Below are 18,082 nucleotides of genomic sequence, written 5' to 3'. Positions count from 1 at the left end.
GCCACAGATGAGCAGTCCAACAAGCCCCGCCATCGAGCTGCGGGGCGCGAGCAAGGCATTCCGAACGCCCTCCGGTGCCCTGCACACCGCCGTACGAGACCTGGACCTGACCGTCGAGCGCGGAGAGTTCGTCGCGGTGGTCGGGCCGACCGGGTGCGGTAAGTCCACGACGCTGACCCTGGTCAGTGGGCTGGAGGAGCCCACCGCAGGCCAGGTGCTGGTCGCCGGCGAACCGGTACGCGGCATCGGTGACAAGGTGGGCTTCGTCTTCCAGCAGGACGCGGTCTTCCCATGGCGCTCGGTGCTGTCGAACGTGATGGCCGGGCCCCGGTTCCGCGGCGTGCCGAAGCCCGAGGCGAAGGAACGGGCCCGCGAATGGCTGGCCCGGGTGGGCCTGTCGGCCTTCGAGGACCGGTATCCGCATCAGCTGTCCGGTGGTCAGCGCAAGCGCGTCGCGCTCGCCCAGACCTTCGTGGGCGACCCCGAGATCCTGCTCATGGACGAGCCTTTCTCGGCGCTGGACGTCCAGACCCGGGCGCTGATGTCGGATGAGCTGCTGGAGCTGTGGGCGGGCACCAGGGCGTCGGTCGTCTTCGTCACCCACGACCTGGAGGAGTCCATCGCGCTCGCCGACAAGGTCGTGGTCATGACCGCGGGACCGGCGACCGTCAAGGAGGTCTTCGAGATCGACCTGCCGCGGCCCCGCAAGGTCGAATCGGTGCGGCTGGAACCCCGGTTCATCGAGATCTACCGGGAGATCTGGTCCTCGCTGGGCGAAGAGGTGCGGATCACCCGCGAGAGGGGTGCGTTCGATGCAGCCTGAGTCCATCACCCGGCCGAAGTCCGCCGTCGCCGTACCCGCCGCCGCCGCGAAGCCGGACGCCGGGCCGGACCGTACCCGGGCCAAGGCCCGGGCCGCCCGCAACCGCAGAATCGTTATCTACGCGAGCCGGGTGCTGCTGCTGGCCGCGGTGATCGGACTGTGGGAGCTGCTCGCCGGCTCAGGGATCATCGACGAGTTCAACTTCTCCCGGCCGTCGAAGATCTGGGACCAGATCGCGCAGTGGGTCACCGAGGGCACCGCCCAGGGCTCGCTGTGGGAGCAGATCGGCTACACCCTGTACGAGGCGCTGTTCGGCTGGATCGCGGGCGTCATCGGCGGTGTGGTGCTCGGTATCGCCCTGGGGCGGATCCACTTCCTCGCCGACATCCTCGGCCCGTACATCAAGGTGCTCAACGCGATCCCCCGGATCGTGCTCGCACCGATCTTCCTGATCTGGTTCGGCCTCGGACCGGCCTCCAAGGTGGCCTCGGCCGTCGTCCTGGTCTTCTTCCCCGTCTTCTTCAACGCCTTCCAGGGCACCCGCGAGGTCGACCGCAGCCTGGTCGCCAACGCCCGGATCCTCGGCGCGAGCAACCGGCAGGTCACGCTCCAGGTGGTCATTCCGTCCGCCACGTCGTGGATCTTCACCAGCCTGCACGTCAGCTTCGGCTTCGCCCTGATCGGCGCGATCGTCGGCGAGTACATCGGGGCGACCAAGGGCCTCGGCCTGCTGGTGGCGGCCTCGCAGGGCACGTTCAACGCGGCCGGCGTATACGCGGCGATGGTGATCCTCGCGATCGTCGCGCTGCTCACCGAAGGGCTGCTGACCTTCGCCGAACGGCGGCTTTTCCGCTGGAGGCCGGCCGGCTCCGGCTCTGAGCGCTGACCCCCGACCCCCTCTGTCTTCCCCCGATTCCCTTTCTCCACAAGGACGTGATGACCCATGCGCAGAATGACCAGGATCTCGGCGGCAGCGGTTGCCGGCGCGCTCGCCCTCACCACCCTCACCGCGTGTGGCGGCGGTGCGTCGGCCACCAAGGACGCGGGCGCGTCGGGCGACTCGAACAAGGTCAAGATCATGGTGGGCGGCCTGGACAAGGTGATCTACCTGCCGGCGATGCTCACCCAGCGCCTCGGCTACTTCAAGGACGAGGGCCTGGACGTGCAGCTGCTGTCCGAGCCCGCGGGCGTGCAGGCCGAGACCGCCCTGGTCTCCGGAGATGTACAGGGCGCCGTCGGCTTCTACGACCACACGCTCGATCTGCAGGTCAAGGGCAAGCAGGTGGAGTCCGTCGTGCAGTTCTCGCACGCGCCCGGCGAGGTCGAGGTGGTCTCCAACCAGGCCGCCGACGACATCAAGTCCCCCAAGGACTTCAAGGGCAAGAAGCTCGGCATCACCAGCCTCGGCTCGTCCACCGACTTCCTCACCAAGTACCTGGCCGTCCGCGACGGAGTGCAGGTGAATGAGTTCTCGCCGGTCGGGGTGGGCGCCGGCCAGACCTTCATCTCCGCCCTGAAGCAGGGCTCGATCCAGGGCGGCATGACCACGGACCCGACCGTCGCCCAGATCCTGGACAAGAGGCTCGGCAAGATCCTCATCGACATGCGCACCCCCGAGGGATCGGAGGCGGCGCTCGGCGGCCCGTACCCGTCCTCCAGCCTGTACATGAACACCGAGTGGGTGAACAGCCACAAGGAGACGGTGCAAAAGCTCGTCAACGCCTTCGTCAAGACCCTCACGTGGATGTCCACGCACACCCCCGAGCAGATCGCGGCGAAGATGCCGGCCGACTACGCGCAGGGCGGCGGCAAGGAGCTGTACGCACAGGCGATCAAGAGCACGCTGCCGATGTTCACCAAGGACGGCGTTATGCCGCAGGGCGGTCCCGAGACCGTTGAGCGGGTCCTGAAGTCGTTCAACCCGAACCTGAAGAACGCCACGGTGGATCTGAAGAAGACCTACACCACGGAGTTCGTGAAGAACGCGGGCTGATTCTTCCCCGGCAGCCCGCCGCAGCGGCCCTCGGCCCCCGCCCGGATCCCAGTGATCCCCTACGGGCGGGCCGGTCGGGGGCCGCGCCGCACCCGTACGGGAATCCCCGTCGGGCGCACGGGTGTTTACCGGCCATGGTGAATACCGACGCGGCCCAGCACGCGCTCCTGCAGCTCCTCACCGACACCCCCGACGGAGTGCTCGTCACCATCAAGCGCGACGGCAGACCACAGCTGTCCAACGTGAACCACCACTACGACCCGAAGGAGCGCGTGCTCCGCGTCTCGATCACCGACGACCGGGCCAAGACCCGCAATCTGCGCCGCGATCCCCGGGCGAGCTACCACGTCACCAGCGCGGACCGCTGGGCCTGGACGGTCGCCGAAGGAACCGCCGAACTGACCCCGGTCGCCGCCGGCACCCATGACGCGACCGTCGAGGACCTCATCGAGCTGTACCGGGCCATCAACGGCGAACACCCCGACTGGGACGACTACCGCCGCGCCATGGCCCGGGACAAGCGGCTTGTCATGAAGCTGCACGTCGAACGCGCCTACGGCCAGCCGCGGGGCGGACAGTAGTCGACGAGGAGGCAGTCCGCTCTGATGGCATCTCACCAGGCTGATGACGTAGCCGAGTTGAGCGGACGTGACCTCGTAGCACCTGGGGCGTGCAGCGCGCGGATGCATACGTACCGCATCCTGTCACTCAGCGCACCCGCCGGCCGCACGCGCGCTCCCCCCGGCCCCGCGCCACCAGTGGTGCGGGGGCGCGTACCGGGTCCATCCTGGAAGTGCAGGGTGGCACCGGGCGGCGGCCCCGGCGCAAGCGGCCCGCCGACGGCGCGGTGCCGGACGGTGACGCCCGCCGCCGCCCGAGCAGGGCAGGGGGCCGGTCCGCTCCCGCTGATCGTGCAGGGTGCCGGTCCGCGCCCCCTGATCGTGCTGCCTCGCGGTCACAACCGAACGTTCACCGTCACGGCGCGGGTGGCGTGCCACCACAACGAGTGCCGGACACAGCACGTGCGCCGACATCGCGCTCCCCGAGGCCCACCTGCGGACATGCCGGACGCAGGGACGACAGGACGACAGGCATTCTTCGTTCCAGGCAGGAGGGGCTTCAGATGTCAGACCGTGTGTTTCGCGACCGAAGGGATGCCGGCCGCTTCCTCGCCGGGCTTCTCCAGCACTACCGGGACCGTCCCGACGTGATCGTCCTGGGGCTGCCGCGTGGCGGCGTACCCGTGGCGTACGAGGTCGCCACGGCGCTGGGCGCACCCCTCGATGTCTTCCTGGTTCGCAAGCTGGGTGTCCCCGGCCGGGAGGAAGTGGCGATGGGGGCGATCGCCAGCGGCGGAGTGGTGGTGCTCAACGACGACGTCATCCGAGGGTGGAACATCCCGCCCGAGGCGCTCCGCCGGGTGGCCGAAGAGGAAGGCCGGGAGCTGTTGCGGCGGGAGCGGGCCTACCGAGAGGGCCGGCCCCTGCCCGACGTGGCGGACAAGACGGTGATCCTGGTCGATGACGGCCTCGCGACCGGCGCCAGCATGCGGGCGGCCATTCAGGCCCTGCGGCAGATGCGACCGGCCAGGATCGTGGTGGCCGTCCCCGCGGCGCCCGAGTCGACGTGCCGTGAGCTCCAGACCCAGGTCGACGAGGTCGTCTGCGGGACCACCCCGTCGCCGTTCTACGCCGTGGGCGCGTCGTACTGGGACTTCACACAGACCACCGACGAAGAGGTCCGCGACCTTCTGCGCGCGGCCCGGGCCGCACGCCCCGCCGCGCCGGAAGCGGAAGTCCGGACGGACGCGGTCGTCGTACGGTCCGAGGCCCTGCCCGTACAGGACGGTGTCCCGCAGGACGACGCGCTGCTCGACCTGGTCGGCGACGCGCACTTCGTACTGATCGGGGAGGCGTCCCACGGCACCCACGAGTTCTACGAAGCCCGGGCGCATATGACGCGGCGGCTGATCGAGGAGAAGGGGTTCTGCGCCGTGGCCGCGGAGGCGGACTGGCCGGATGCCTACCGGGTGAACCGCTACGTCCGCGGGCGCAGCAGCGACGCCACGGCGGAAGAGTCCCTGCGCGGCTTCGAGCGATTCCCCACCTGGATGTGGCGCAACACCGCGGTGCTGGACTTCGTGGGATGGCTGCGGGAGCACAATGACCGCCGCGGCGACCGGGAGCAGGACAAGGCGGGCTTCTACGGGCTCGACGTCTACAGCCTCTACCGGTCGATCCACGAGGTGATCTCCTACCTGGACCGCGTCGACCCGCCTGCCGCGCAGCGCGCACGCGAGCGCTACGCCTGTCTGGAGCGCCACGACGGCGACGACGGACAGGCCTACGGCTTCGAGGCGGCCTTCGGCGCGGGCGAGACATGCGAACAGGAGATCCTCGACCAACTGGTGGACCTGCAGCGCCATGCGGTGGAGTACGCACGTCGGGACGGGCTGCTGGCCGAGGACGACCTGTTCTACGCACAGCGCAACGCGGTCACCGTGAAGAACGCCGCGGAGTACTACCGCACCATGTTCGGCGGGCGCGTCTCCTCCTGGAACCTGCGCGACCGCCACATGGCCGACACCTTGGACGCGCTCGCCGGCCACCTGAGCAGTCAGCGAGGAGAGCGGGCGAAGATCGTGGTGTGGGAGCACAACTCGCATGTGGGCGACGCCCGGGCCACGGAGTCCGCGCTGCGCGGCGAACTCAACGTCGGCCAGCTCGTACGCGAGGGACACCCCGGCGACAACCGTCTGATGGGTTTCACCACCTACACCGGCACGGTGACCGCGGCCGACGACTGGGACGGCCCCGCCCAGCGGAAATGGGTACGACCGTCGCTCCCGGACAGTGTCGAGGAGCTGTTCCACGACGTGGGCGAGAAGGAGTTCCTGCTGTCCTTCGGCGCCGCGCCCCAGGCCCGCGGACGTCTGGGGACCACCCGCCTGGAACGCGCGATCGGGGTCATCTACCGCCCCGAGACCGAGCGGCAGAGCCACTACTTCCTCACCCGCGTCGCGGACCAGTTCGACGCGGTCATCCACATCGAGGAGACGCGAGCGGTGGAGCCGCTGGAGCGAACAGCCCGCTGGGAGGAGGGCGAAGCGCCCGAGACCTACCCGTTCGCCGTATGACGCCCTGGCCGAAGGCCGGCGGGAGTCGGCATCCGCCCCGTCTCCCGCTGACCCGGTGCCGTCAGAGCGCCGGCGAGGCGGTGCTCGCGCGCACCGCGGTGGGCGCCAGCAGCGAGCCCGGCGCGACTACTCCCGGCTCACCTGAAGGCTGGCGACGGCATGTTCCAGCTCGGTGATGCGGTCGGCGAGCCCGGCCGCCTCGGCGTCCTCCGCGTCGCGCAGCCGTAGCTCGATCTGAGCAAGCCGCTCGCCGATCTCCACCAGCGGATCCTCGCTCACCGACGACGTACGCCTGGCTTCGGCTCGCCCCCGTGCCCTGTCCCACAGGTTCCCCGCCGTGCCCGGCTCCTCCACCAGCCGTCTGCGCAACTGCTCTGCCTGTGCGGCGAGCTGGCGGTTCTTGCGGTGCAGATCCAGGAAGACATTGACCTTGGTGCGCAGCAGCCACGGGTCAATGGGCTTGGTCAGGAAGTCGGCGACCCCGATGGCGTATCCCCGGTAGGCGTAGTCGGAGTCGGCATCGGTCCCGGTCAGCAGGATGATGGGCACGTCCTTGGTCTGATCCAGGCGCTTGATGTTGGTGGCGGTCTCGAAACCGTCCATGCCCGGCATCAGGACATCGAGCAGTACGACGGCGAATTCCTGGCGCAGCATGGCCTTGAGGGCTTCCTCACCGGAGCGCGCGCGCACCAGGTTCTGGTTGAGCGACCCGAGCACTGCCTCCAGCGCGACCAGGTTCTCCTCCATGTCATCCACGAGCAGGATGCTGCACTTGTCAGGTGGGGTGGTGCTCATGGCGTCTGCCTCGGCGGGTTCTCGTCGTCGTCCTTGGCGGCATCGGGCTGTTCAGTGGTGCCAGGCTGTACGTCGGCACCCGTACCGGCCGGCGGGCAACCGCCCTCCGGGTCGAGCAGATCGCAGATGACCGTCAGCAGTCGGTCGACGTTCACGGGCTTGGGAACGTAATCGGAGGCGCCGCTGTCGATCGCCTTCTCGCGGTCGCCGGGCATGGCCTTGGCGGTGAGCGCCACGATCGGCAGGTCGGCGAGGCGCGGGGTCTGCCGGATGGCGTGGATCGTCTCGTACCCGTCCATCTCGGGCATCATGATGTCCATCAGGACCAGCGAGATGTCGGGACTGCGCTCGAGGACCTCGATGCCCTCGCGCCCGTTCTCGGCGTACTTCACGGTCATGCCGACGCGGCCGAGGACATGGGTCAGCGCGAAGACGTTCCGTATGTCGTCGTCGACGATGAGGATGCGGCGTCCTCCGAGCACCCGCCCGGGGCGCCCGCTCAGCCACTCCTTGAGCCGAGTCGTTTCCGGCCAGCCGCTGTCCTGACTCTCGGCGGCCCCTGGGGTTTCCGTGGCGACCGGGCGGTCCGCCTCGGTGGGCACGCCGCTCGGCACACTGCTCGGCGCGGGGCCGGTGACCGGCACTGCGGGTATGGCCTGCGCCGGGAGGGTGGCCGGGCTGGCGCCGGCCCGCGTGACCGCCGGCGCGGCCGGTTCGGGAGCGGGCAGGATGCCGGGGCAGGGCGTCGGGACGTAGAGGGTGAAGGTCGAGCCGACACTCACCTCGCTCTCGGCGACGATACGGCCGCCGAGCAGCCCGGCGATCTCCCTGCTGATGGACAGGCCGAGACCGGTGCCGCCGTACTTGCGGCTGGTCGTGCCATCGGTCTGCTGGAACGCGTCGAAGATCGTCGCCAGCTTCTCGGGCGGGATGCCGATACCGGTGTCCTTGACCGAGAACGCGATGACGGCCTCGGCGTTCCGCAGCGACTCCTCCTCGAACTCCATGTCCCGGACGCGGTTCACCCGTAGCTCCACCCTGCCGGAGTGGGTGAACTTCACCGCGTTGGACAGCAGGTTGCGCAGGATCTGTTGCAGCCGCTGCTCGTCTGAGACCAGCTCCCGCGGCACGTCCTCGCCGACCCCGATCTCGAACGCCAGCCCGCGGTCGAGGGTCAGCGGCCGGAACGTGGCGTGGACGTAGTCGAGCAGCTTCATCAGCGGCAGCGTCTTCGGGCGCACATCCATCCGCCCTGCCTCGATCTTGGACAGGTCGAGGATGTCGTTGATCAGCTGGAGCAGGTCGGCGCCTGAGCGGTGGATGGTGCTCGCGAATTGCACCTCCTGCTCCGACAGGCGCCCGTCGGGGTTGTCGGCGAGCAGCCGGGCCAGGATCAGCAGCGAGTTGAGCGGAGTGCGCAGCTCGTGCGACATGTTCGCCAGGAACTCCGACTTGTACTGCGAGGAGATGGCCAGCAGCGCGGCCTTCTCCTCCAGCTCGGCGTTCGACCGCTGGAGCTCGTCGGAGCGCTTGCGCAGCTCGGTGGTGAGCCGCTGGGACTTCGAGAGCAGGGATTCGGTACGGGCGTTGGCGATGATGGTGTTGATCGAGACGCCGATGGTGTTGACGAACTGGTCGATGAAGGTCAGGTGCACTTCGCTGAACTTGCTGAACGAGGCCAGCTCGATCACGCCGAGCACCTCGTCCTCGAACAGGATGGGCAGGATGAGGACACTGGCCGGGACGGCCGAGCCCAGGCCGGAGTTGATGGTGATGTAGTCCGCAGGGACGTCGGTGATGAGGATGCGCTTCTTCTCCATCGCGGCCTGGCTGATCAGTCCGCGGCCGGGCGTCCCGGAGCCCGGCAGCGGGCTTCTTCCGCTGGCCGCCTCGGTGCCGTAGCCGGCGATGAACTGCAGCCCTTCGCCGGGGCGCGCGCCGGCCTCGGCCAGGAAGAAGGCTCCGAACTGCGCGTTGACCAGCGGAGTCAGCTCGCGCAGGATCAGGTCCGCCACCTCCACAAGGTCCCGGTGACCCTGCATGAGCGCGGCTATACGGGTCAGGTTGGACTCCAGCCAGTCCTTCGCCCGGGTGGTCTCGCGCAGGTTGGCCACCATGAGATTGACGTTGTTCTTCAGCTCCGCGACCTCGCCCTGCGCCTCCACCGAAATCGAAGCGGACAGGTCACCCTTGGTGACGGCACTGGCGACCTCGGCGATCGCGCGCACCTGATTGGTGAGGTTGAGGGCGAGCTCGTTGACGTTGGTGGTCAGCCGCTTCCACGTCCCGTAGACGCCCTCGACACGGGCCTGGCCGCCCAGCCGGCCCTCGCTGCCGACTTCGCGGGCCACGCGGGTCACCTCGGACGAGAACGAGGACAGCGTGTCGACCATGGTGTTGATGGTGGTCTTCAGCGCCAGGATCTCGCCGCGGGCGTCCACGTCGATCTTCTTGGACAGATCACCCTGGGCGACCGCGGTGGCGACCTGGGCGATGTTGCGGACCTGGCTGGTCAGGTTGTCGGCCATGAAGTTGACGTTGTCGGTGAGGTCCTTCCAGATGCCGGAGACCCCCTGGACCTGGGCGCGGCCGCCGAGCTGACCTTCGGTGCCGACTTCGCGGGCGACGCGGGTGACCTCGTCCGCGAACGCCCTCAGCTGGCGGACCATGGTGTTCACGGTGTCCTTCAGCTGCAGGATCTCGCCGCGGGCGTCCACGGTGATCGTCTTGGACAGGTCTCCGTTGGCGACGGACGTGGTCACCTGGGCGATGTTGCGGACCTGGCTGGTGAGGTTGGAGGCCATGAAGTTGACGTTGTCGGTGAGGTCCTTCCAGACGCCGGAGACGCCGCGTACCTGTGCCTGGCCGCCCAGGTTGCCTTCGGTGCCGACCTCGCGGGCGACGCGGGTGACCTCGTCCGCGAACGCCCGCAGCTGGCGGACCATGGTGTTCACGGTGTCCTTCAGCTCCAGGATCTCGCCCTTCGCCTCCACCGTGATCGTCTTGCCGAGGTCTCCCTCCGCCACCGCCGTGGCGACCTGGGCGATGTTGCGGACCTGGCTGGTGAGGTTGGAGGCCATGAAGTTGACGTTGTCGGTGAGGTCCTTCCACACACCGGAGACGCCGCGTACCTGTGCCTGCCCGCCCAGGTCGCCTGCGGTGCCGACCTCGCGGGCCACGCGGGTGACCTCGTCCGCGAACGCCGACAGCTGGTCGACCATGGTGTTCACGGTGTCCTTGAGCTGCAGGATCTCGCCCTTCGCATCCACGGTGATCTTCTGACTGAGATCGCCGTTGGCGACGGCCGTGGTCACCTGGGCGATGTTGCGGACCTGGCTGGTGAGATTGGAGGCCATGAAGTTGACGTTGTCGGTGAGGTCCTTCCACACACCGGAGACGCCGGGCACCTGGGCGCGGCCGCCGAGCTGACCCTCGGTGCCGACCTCGCGGGCCACGCGGGTGACCTCGTCCGCGAACGCCCGCAGCTGGTCCACCATCGTGTTCACCGTGAGCTTCAGCTCCAGCAGCTCACCGGTCGCCTCAACCGTCACCTGCCGCGTCAGATCGCCGCGCGCGACCGCGGTGGTGACCACCGCGATGTCGCGGACCTGCGCCGTCAGCCGCGAGGCCATCGTGTTGACGGCTTCTGTCACCTCACGCCAGTCGCCCGACAGGCCCCGCACCTTGGCGCGGCCGCCCAGTCGGCCCTCGGTACCGACCTCGCGCGCCATGCGGGTGACCTCGCTGGTGAACAGCGAGAGTTGGTCCACCATGCGGTTCACCCCCCGGCTCAACCGCCTGAGATCACCACGGAGTTGGCGCTTGCCATCGTGGAGTTCGGCCCGCTGCGTCAGATCACCGTCCGCGACGGCGTCCAGCACGCGCATCGCGTTCACGACAGGGACGGTCAGCGCGTCGAGGAGCGTGTTGGCCGCGTCCACATTGGTCGTCCAGGTTCCCAGGCCGGGGCTCGCGGCGATCCGCTCGTCCAGCCTGCCCTGGCGTACCACCTCGCGGCGTACCCGCTGCAGCTCGCCGGCCAGATGCGTGTTCCGCGCGACGACCTGGTTGAACACGCCCTCCATCTCGGCGAGGACGCCTTCGCGTGCGCCGCCCACACGTACGGTGAAGTCACCGTCGCACAAGGCATTCATCGCCGCGAGCAGCGGTCGCAGTTCGGCCACGCGTACCCACTGGCCGTCCCCAGCGCGACCAGGATCGGTACGCGGGGGAGCCTCAGGGGCCGGTGGGGATTCTGAGGCGATGGACCCGGGAGCGGACGGGACCGGATCGAGGTTCATAGCAGACCATTCTTGACAAAAGCTGGCAAATCTGAATATTTCTGCCGTGAGCTACGTTACATGGACAGATTTGACCGCCGGAAGCGCCAAAGGAGCTGGACGTGAGGCCGCTTCCTCCGCCGCGCGAGTGCATCTCGCGGACCCGCCTGCCCGGGAATGAGTCCGCGGCCGCAGCGGCGCGCAAATTCGTCCGCAGAGCGCTCGCGGAATGGGTCGCGCCGGGGACCGGTACGCCGTACGCGACCGCGATCACCGACCGGCTGATCAACGATGCCGTGCTGCTCGTCAGTGAGCTGGTCACCAATGCCGTCATGCACGCCGGCACGGAGATCGAAGTCACCTGCCGCCTGGACCCCGGGCACGCTGCCTGGGGGCCGTGCACGCCGGGGGAAGAGAGCGCCACAGCCGCCCCCGGCGAGGACGAGCCCGTCGGCGTCGTCGTCGAGGTGGCCGACCGCCACCCCGCCCGCGTGGTACGCGGCTGGACCGAAGCACGGCGCGACGAGCGCGGGGGCGGCCTGCAACTCGTGGGCGCGCTCGCCGAGTCGTGGGGGGTCACATACCGGCATACGCAGAAGGCGGTGTGGTTCCGTCTCGAGACCTCTGATCAACAGGCCGAGCGGGAAAGCCGCCCGGGCGGCGCGCTCCAGCACGAGCTGCGGCACGCCGGCGGGCTGGCGAGCGCGGCGCTGCGCGAACGGCCGCCCAGCACCGCAGAGCGGGCCGACCGCGGTGGCTCGTTCCTCGCGGAGGCCAGTGAACTTCTCGCCGGGCAGCTCGATGAGGACATGGTCGCCGCACTCGCCGGGCAGCTGGTGGTGCCCCGGCTCGCCGACTGGTGCGCGGTATGGCTGAGCAGCAAGGGCGGCGGGATGCGGCTGTCCCGCGTCTGGCACGCCGATGAGCGGCGCATCGAACCGCTGCGCCAGGCGCTGAAGAAGGACCCGCCGACCGCCGGCCCGAGCGCCACGAGTGCCCCGTCGCCCTGGCCCGAGGGCCTGGACGAGGACGGATCGGGCGGCGCCGCGCTGGTCTTCCCTCTTGTTTTCAGCGGTCGCTGCCACGGCGAGCTGGTGCTCGGCCGGGCGGGAGTGCCGCGGATGACCGACGATGTCGTACGGCTCGCGGAGGATGTGGCCCGGCGTGTGGCCCAAGCGGTGGTCACGGCGCGCAAGTACACCCGGCAGACCACCATCAGCCGCGCGCTCCAGCGCCGGCAGCTGCCCGCCTCCCTCGCCAGCATCCCCGGGGTCGATACGGCGATCGTCTATGAGCCGCACGGCGAGGGCCAGACCGTCGGTGGCGACTTCTACGACCTGTTCCCGATGGGAGACCGCCGCTGGTGCTTCCTGCTCGGCGACGTATGCGGCAGCGATCCCGAGGCGATGTCCGTCACCGGCCTGGCCCGGCACTTGGTGCGGCTGCTCGCGCGGGAGGGGCACGGCGTGGAGTCGGTGCTCGACCGGCTGAATGTCGCGATGTCGGAGGAGGCCGAGGAGGCCGAGGCCTTCGGCGGCGAGCAGGTCCAGCCGCGGTTCCTGAGCCTGCTCTACGGGGAACTGGAGCCCGATCCGGTCGCGGGCGGCGCGCACTGCAGGCTGGCCAGCGCCGGTCACCCGCTGCCGCTGCGGCTGTCTGCCGACGGCACGGTGACAACGGCGGCGGCTCCCCAGATGCTGCTCGGCATCGACGAGGGCGCCCGGTTCACTGCCAGCTCCTTCGACCTGGAGCCGGGCGAGACGCTGCTGTGCGTGACGGACGGGGTGACCGAACGGCGCAGGGGCGACCGGCAGTTGGACGATGACGATGGTCTGGCAGAGGTGCTGCGTGGATGTGTCGGGCTGGGCGCCAAGGCGGTGGCGGAGCGCGTACGGCAGGCGGCGCACGACTTCGGCGTCGGGCCGGTCGACGACGACCTCGCGGTCCTGGTCCTCGAGGCAGTGCCGGTACCGGCCATCGTGACTGACCTATAGGACGGTTTCCGCGGTTATGACGTGGCGTCGGGTGGCTGGGCTGCGGTGGGGGTGGCACGGATGGGGTGGTTGTCGGCGGTGAGGCATTGGCCGGTGGTGAGGTCGTAGCGCCAGCCGTGGAGGGTGCAGGTCAGGGTGGTCCCCTCGATCTGTCCGAAGCGGCGGAGGTCTGCGTGGAGGTGGGGGCAGCGGCGTTGGACGCGCCAGCCGTCGAGGAGGATGTCTTCGCCGGTGTCGTGGGTGGCGTCGTAGTAGTTCTCGACGTAGTCGATGCGTTCGGCGGACAGACACTTGAAGAAGATGTAGACGAATTCGTTATAGGCGCCGACCCGGCTGGCGGTGAAGCGGAGCGAGAGCAGAAGGCTGTTGGACCAGTCGGCCTCGCGGTGGGCGACGTTGGTGGCGACAAGGTCGCCGCGGGTCGCGAGGGTGTAACGGCAGCGTTCGCCGTTGAAGTGGCGGACGGTTCGGTTGGGGAAGTCGATGACGATGGAGGTGTCGTCGACGTCGAGCCGTACGGGACCGCCGACGCCGGCGCAGATGTGGTCGGCGCGTGCCAGGAGGGGTTCCCACCACTGTTTCAGGGCTGCCAGGAGCTGGTCGGGAGGCAGTGCGGGGGCCCGGGAGGCGCGCTCGGCGGCGAGTGCCGGTTGCTGGCGGCCGGCGTATTCGCGTAGGTATTGCCATTTGTTGCGGAAGATGTGACGGATTTCTTCGGGGGTGTGACGGTGGGTGATTTTGCAGGTGCTCCGGTCGGGTTCGGCGACCGTTCCGGGAAGCAGGAGATGCGCTGAGGTTTCGGGCCGGGTCTGGGCGAGCTGGGTCAGGAACTCTTGCTGGTCGGTGAAGATGCTGTCGCCGTCGTGGCCGTTGCCGTTGTACTCCATGAGTTCCTCGTCGAGGAAGCAGGGCGGGCCAGCGGTGGGGAAGACGTGTGCGGCCTGTACGGCGTCGATGTAGCGCAGAGCGCGGTCGAATTGGCCTTGGCGCTTGCGGGCGGCGAATTCCTTTTTGGCGGTATGGGGCAGGTCGTAGACCATGGGCCACCAGATGGCGCCGGAGAACTGCAGAAAGTAGGCGTCGACCTCGCCGAATTCTCTGATGGCCGGGATGTCGAGGGGGTGGGCGTCATTCTGGTTGAGCAGGACGGTTGTGCCGTCCTCCAGGGAGAGGGCGGAATCGCCGATGGGGCCGTCACCGGGCCCGGTCAGGGCGGTGATCATGATGCGCAGGCCGTCCCGTTCCACCGGCTCGCCACTGCGGGTGCGCAGGAAGGTGGTGAATCCCAGAGCGCGCAGCTCTTTTTCCATTTCGTCGGTGACGAAGGCGGGCAGCAGAACGGTGATGTCCTTGCGGACGTTCCGGCGCAGATTTTCGGCGTCGAAGTGGTCGCGGTGCAGGTGCGAGACATAGAGGTAGTCCGCTGCTCGCCCGTAGTAGGCCCAGTCCAGGTCGCTGTTGTCGGGGAAGGGGAACCACGAGCCGAAGAAGGCGGGGTTGACCCACGGATCGCACAGCACCGTCCCGGCGGCGGTTTCGATGAACAGTCCGGCATGTCCAAGTCCGGTCACACGCACAGCGCAGCACCCCTCAGCAGATAGCTCGCCTGGTCATCCGCCTCCCGAGGCCGTCGAAGACGGGCCGGAGGTCGGCGGAAAACAACCGTGTCGCGGTTCGCGCCGGTGTGCACTGCGGGTGGTCTGTTCGGTCGTCGCTGAGGTGGCGTAGCAGCGGGATGAGAGGAGAGGCCGCCTGGGTGATGTCAGGGTTGTTGTGTGGCCTTTCGGATGATGTCGGGGGTGCCGGTGATAAAGCCGTCGATGCCGATGCGGGCCAGGTTGGTGGCGATCGTGGGGTTGTTGACGATCCAGGCGAAGGCCGTGAGGGGCATGCCGTGGGGTCCGATCAGGTGGTGGAGGGTGGCTAGGTACTGGGGGGTGACGGTGGAGTAGTGGGGGTTGATGTGATCGGTGAAACGGGCGTAGCTGGCCAGCTCGGCTCGGGGTGGGGTGCCGATGACGGCGGTGTGGACGGTGGGGTTGAGGGCGTGGACAGTGCGGATGGCCTCGTGGTTGAAGCTTTGGATGATGAGCCGGCGCTGGGTGTGACCGGGATCGAGCCAGCCCTGTTGTCGGAGGAGGTTAAGGGTCTGGGCCTCGATACCGGGATAGAGCTGGGGAGCTTTGAGTTCCAGGAGCAGGCTTTGGCCGTTGGCCGTGAGTTTTGCCAGGTATTCGGTGAGGGTGGGAACGCGTAGTCCGGTGTATTGGGGGGAGAAATAGGCGCCGGCGTCGAGTTGTTTGATTTCGTTCAGGGCGAAGTCGGAGATGTTCCAGGGGGCGCGGTGGGGGAAGAGCTGTTCGACGTTGGTGGTGCGGGCCAGGGTGGTGTCGTGCATGACGATCAGGTGGCCGTCGCGGGTGCGCTGGACGTCGTTTTCGACCCAGGTGATGCCGAGGCGTCTGGCGGTGTCCAGGGCGGTGAGGGTGTTTTCCGGGGCGTACGCGGAGGCGCCGCGGTGGCCGATGACCAGTGGCTGGGCCTGCAGGCGGTCGGCGGCGGGGGCCGGCTGGGCTGACTGGGCTGGCTGAGCGTGGGCGGCGGTGGCGGCCGGAGACAGGGCGCACAGCCCGGCCAATGCTGCGGCGGTAAGGGGGCGTAGCACGTGGGGGTCCTCCCGTGGTGGGTGTTTTCGGCAGGCGCTGTGGGCAGACGGGCGTGCCCGGGTGGTGTGTCGGGGGACAGCAGTGAAACAGAACGGTGGCTCAGATCCGGGCATGCTGTGCTGCTGTGGCTGGTGGTCCACCCGTGTGCCAGAGCCGGCCCGCCTGCGGGACGTGTTCGGACCCGTGTCTCCCGCCGCGAGGTGTACCTGTGGGCCGGTACGCGGCCGGCTGTTCCGGTCCGGCGGTCAACCGGACTTGGGATGGCTGTTCGACCCGCACGCTCCACGGCCGAAAGACCAAACAGCCAGTCAGGGAAACCGCCCTGATCACTCTCGCCACTTGATGGAGCAGCCCATGCTCGGCCGGTGGGGTTCCGGGACTGGCTCAGCGGTCAGGACGTGAGTGATCGCGGCATCCAGCAGTTCACCGGTGACCGGCTTGCCGCTCCCGGGTGTGGACTCGTCCATCGCGCCGCGGTAGGCGAGTCGGCGCTGGGCGTCGTAGAGGAAGAAATCCGGCGTGCAGGCGGCCTGGTAGGCCCGGGCGACGGTCTGGTCGGCATCCACCAGGTACGGGAAGGTCCAGCCCGCCCGCCCGGCCTGCTCGGCCAGGCGTTCGGGCCGGTCGTCCGGATAGGCGTCGGCGTCATTGGCGCACACGCCCACCACCGCCAGGTTCGGGTACCGGGCGAGGAGCCTGCCGAGCCCGGCCTCGACATGGCGCACGTAAGGACAGTGGTTGCACAAAAAAGCGACCAACAGCCCTGGGGCGGTGGCGAAGTCGTCACGGCGCACAGCCCGGCCGGCCAGATCGGGAAGCGCGAAGTCCGGGGCGGGCGTACCCAGGGGCACCATCTGCGACGAGACAGCCATACGGCAATGCTACGAACGTCGCACCGCATATCCGAGTCGGCTCACCGTGATCCTGGCTTTCCGCTCGACCGTGTGGAGCCGGCTGCCTTGTTCGACGTCGGCCCTGCAGGCACGGGCGACACGCTCAGCGAACTGGACTGGGCCGCGGAAGCGGGAGCGCTGCACGGCGCGCGGGAGCGCAGGGCTGTCCCGCCAGCGACCGCGCATCCGGGCGGCGCCTCGTCCAGCCAGCGGCGCACGTCCGCCGCTGGGCTCCCCATCGCCGCCACACGAAGGGCGGCTGGGGGCCGTGTCATTGGCCCCCTTCAAGACCTCTCTGGCCGGTGACCAGAGCTCAGCGGCCCCGGCTGACAGCCAACTGCTCGATATCGACGACCAGTTGTGCCACCGGTGGCAGAGAGAGTATTCGTCGGCGCATACGGGCGGCGTTCTCCCGGTACGTCGAGTCCGCCAGAACGCTCGCGCATATCTCGTGCACCGACTCCGGCGTGACGGCGTCCTTCGGCAGGACGCCCGCCAGGCCGGCCTCGGCGCAGCGGGCGGCGTTGGCCACCGAGTCTGTGAACCACGGAATGATCACCATCGGCACGCCGCAGCGGGCACCTTCCCGAACGCTGTTGAATCCGCCATGGTGCACGAACAGCGTGGCGCTCTCGAGCGCCAGCGATTGCGGGATTCGTTCCACGAGTCGCACGCCGCTTCGTGGCGGCCCGAAGCTTGCCGGATCGGTCCCGACCGCCACCATTGCCGGCCTGCCAAGCGCGCCCAGGCCGGCAATGACCGCCTCGGTCACCGGCTTCCAGGCTGCGCTCAGCGGGTGCAGCGTACCGAAGGCGGCGAGCACCGGTGCCTCGTCCATTTCTGCAATCCAGTTCGGCAGTCGTTCGCCGGGCAGTATCGGATTCTCCTGCCGGTAACAGCGGACGTGAGGGATGGCCAGCTCGCCGGGATCGTACTCGGCGGGCATCAGGTTGGCGTGCAGGTAGGCGTGGATCCGCTTGCCTTCCGGATCGGCAGGCAGGTTCAGCGCCGACCGGCTGACGTCGAGCGCGGGGGCAAGCAGCTTCGGGGCGAGATAGGCGGCCGAAGCCCCTGCGGCGCCGATGGAGACATGCGGGATGCCGAGCGCCTCCGCAGCCAGGTACGCGCCGAATTCGGCGTTCTCCCGCACGATGATGTCCGGGCGCCAGGTCTTGGCATGGGTGAGGAGATCTTTGGCGGTTCTTAGTGCCTCGGGCCCTGGGTAGCCCTGGGTCTGCAGGTACCGAGTGAGTCGCTCGCCATGGTCCGGCGGCAGGTCGGTCTCGTGGGCGCCGCGGCGGATGTCCTCGCCCACCCAGTCGTGGCCGGCGGGAAGGTGTTTCAGGCCGTACGCGTGCACCTGCGCCTTCGCCGTGTCCGGCGTGCTCACCCGGACGTCGTGGCCGGCGAGCATTGCCGCATGGGCCACTGGCACCACCGGCCGGAAGTGCCCGCCGGCAGGCATGGCGGAGAACAAGATGCGCATGGGGGTCCTCTTGGGT

At 68.9% G+C, this 18,082-nt stretch carries 12 protein-coding genes; 6 read left to right on the top strand and 6 right to left on the bottom strand.

Annotated elements, in window-relative coordinates; genetic code table 11:
• Positions 1-7 precede the first annotated feature (7 nt).
• The 5 genes from ACY34J_RS03315 (at position 8) to ACY34J_RS03295 (ending at position 5,952) form a co-directional block, all read left to right on the top strand.
• Positions 8-823, top strand: a complete 816-nt coding sequence (locus ACY34J_RS03315; protein WP_462724938.1) for an ABC transporter ATP-binding protein — start codon at positions 8-10, stop codon at positions 821-823.
• The gene (locus ACY34J_RS03310) at positions 813-1,709 is read left to right on the top strand and encodes an ABC transporter permease (RefSeq protein ID WP_462724937.1); all 897 of its coding nucleotides are present in this window, start codon (positions 813-815) and stop codon (positions 1,707-1,709) included. Before ACY34J_RS03315 ends, ACY34J_RS03310 begins: the two co-directional genes overlap by 11 nt.
• A 57-nt stretch (positions 1,710-1,766) precedes the next feature.
• Positions 1,767-2,816 carry an ABC transporter substrate-binding protein gene (locus tag ACY34J_RS03305; protein ID WP_462724936.1) on the top strand — a complete coding sequence of 350 codons (1,050 nt, stop codon included), beginning with the start codon at positions 1,767-1,769 and terminating at the stop codon, positions 2,814-2,816.
• Positions 2,817-2,950: 134 nt separating this feature from the next.
• Positions 2,951-3,397 carry a PPOX class F420-dependent oxidoreductase gene (locus tag ACY34J_RS03300; RefSeq protein WP_462724935.1) on the top strand — a complete coding sequence of 149 codons (447 nt, stop codon included), beginning with the start codon at positions 2,951-2,953 and terminating at the stop codon, positions 3,395-3,397.
• Positions 3,398-3,939: 542 nt separating this feature from the next.
• Positions 3,940-5,952: an erythromycin esterase family protein gene (locus ACY34J_RS03295; protein ID WP_462724934.1), complete on the top strand. Its 2,013-nt coding sequence runs from the start codon at positions 3,940-3,942 to the stop codon at positions 5,950-5,952.
• A 126-nt stretch (positions 5,953-6,078) separates the two neighbouring features.
• Here ACY34J_RS03295 and ACY34J_RS03290 read toward each other — a convergent pair whose 3' ends face one another.
• Positions 6,079-6,747, bottom strand: coding sequence for a response regulator (locus ACY34J_RS03290; protein ID WP_462724933.1), 669 nt, complete (start codon positions 6,745-6,747; stop codon positions 6,079-6,081).
• Positions 6,744-10,901 carry a HAMP domain-containing protein gene (locus ACY34J_RS03285; protein WP_462725070.1) on the bottom strand — a complete coding sequence of 1,386 codons (4,158 nt, stop codon included), beginning with the start codon at positions 10,899-10,901 and terminating at the stop codon, positions 6,744-6,746. The genes ACY34J_RS03290 and ACY34J_RS03285 overlap by 4 nt, the downstream gene beginning before the upstream one ends.
• A 242-nt stretch (positions 10,902-11,143) precedes the next feature.
• Here ACY34J_RS03285 and ACY34J_RS03280 point away from each other — a divergent pair, with 242 nt between their 5' ends.
• Positions 11,144-13,021 (top strand): SpoIIE family protein phosphatase, encoded by a 1,878-nt coding sequence (locus ACY34J_RS03280; RefSeq protein ID WP_462725069.1) that lies wholly within the window; start codon positions 11,144-11,146, stop codon positions 13,019-13,021.
• A gap of 14 nt (positions 13,022-13,035) precedes the next feature.
• On the opposite strand, the gene ACY34J_RS03275 is transcribed toward ACY34J_RS03280, so the two are convergent.
• The 4 genes from ACY34J_RS03275 to ACY34J_RS03260 form a co-directional block, all read right to left on the bottom strand.
• A complete protein-coding gene (locus tag ACY34J_RS03275; protein WP_462724932.1) occupies positions 13,036-14,592 on the bottom strand; it encodes a Rieske 2Fe-2S domain-containing protein in 1,557 nt (518 codons plus the stop codon).
• A 191-nt stretch (positions 14,593-14,783) separates the two neighbouring features.
• Complete coding sequence (locus ACY34J_RS03270; RefSeq protein WP_462724931.1) at positions 14,784-15,659, bottom strand: glycerophosphodiester phosphodiesterase; 876 nt, start codon at positions 15,657-15,659, stop codon at positions 14,784-14,786.
• A gap of 354 nt (positions 15,660-16,013) precedes the next feature.
• Positions 16,014-16,559 carry a thioredoxin family protein gene (locus tag ACY34J_RS03265; RefSeq protein WP_462724930.1) on the bottom strand — a complete coding sequence of 182 codons (546 nt, stop codon included), beginning with the start codon at positions 16,557-16,559 and terminating at the stop codon, positions 16,014-16,016.
• Positions 16,560-16,893: 334 nt separating this feature from the next.
• Positions 16,894-18,066: a glycosyltransferase gene (locus ACY34J_RS03260; protein ID WP_462724929.1), complete on the bottom strand. Its 1,173-nt coding sequence runs from the start codon at positions 18,064-18,066 to the stop codon at positions 16,894-16,896.
• Between the last annotated feature and the right edge of the window lie 16 nt (positions 18,067-18,082).

It is taken from the genome of Streptomyces sp. HSS9-12, assembly GCF_054963655.1.
Note: the sequence above shows the minus strand (reverse complement) of the source record. Positions and strands in the feature narration are given on the sequence as shown.

Coding starts and splice junctions, on each gene's coding strand:
- ACY34J_RS03315 (WP_462724938.1), top strand. CDS start 8: ATGAGCAGTCCAACAAGCCCCGCCATCGAGCTGCGGGGCGCGAGCAAG.
- ACY34J_RS03310 (WP_462724937.1), top strand. CDS start 813: ATGCAGCCTGAGTCCATCACCCGGCCGAAGTCCGCCGTCGCCGTACCC.
- ACY34J_RS03305 (WP_462724936.1), top strand. CDS start 1,767: ATGCGCAGAATGACCAGGATCTCGGCGGCAGCGGTTGCCGGCGCGCTC.
- ACY34J_RS03300 (WP_462724935.1), top strand. CDS start 2,951: ATGGTGAATACCGACGCGGCCCAGCACGCGCTCCTGCAGCTCCTCACC.
- ACY34J_RS03295 (WP_462724934.1), top strand. CDS start 3,940: ATGTCAGACCGTGTGTTTCGCGACCGAAGGGATGCCGGCCGCTTCCTC.
- ACY34J_RS03290 (WP_462724933.1), bottom strand. CDS start 6,747: ATGAGCACCACCCCACCTGACAAGTGCAGCATCCTGCTCGTGGATGAC.
- ACY34J_RS03285 (WP_462725070.1), bottom strand. CDS start 10,901: ATGAATGCCTTGTGCGACGGTGACTTCACCGTACGTGTGGGCGGCGCA.
- ACY34J_RS03265 (WP_462724930.1), bottom strand. CDS start 16,559: ATGGCTGTCTCGTCGCAGATGGTGCCCCTGGGTACGCCCGCCCCGGAC.
- ACY34J_RS03260 (WP_462724929.1), bottom strand. CDS start 18,066: ATGCGCATCTTGTTCTCCGCCATGCCTGCCGGCGGGCACTTCCGGCCG.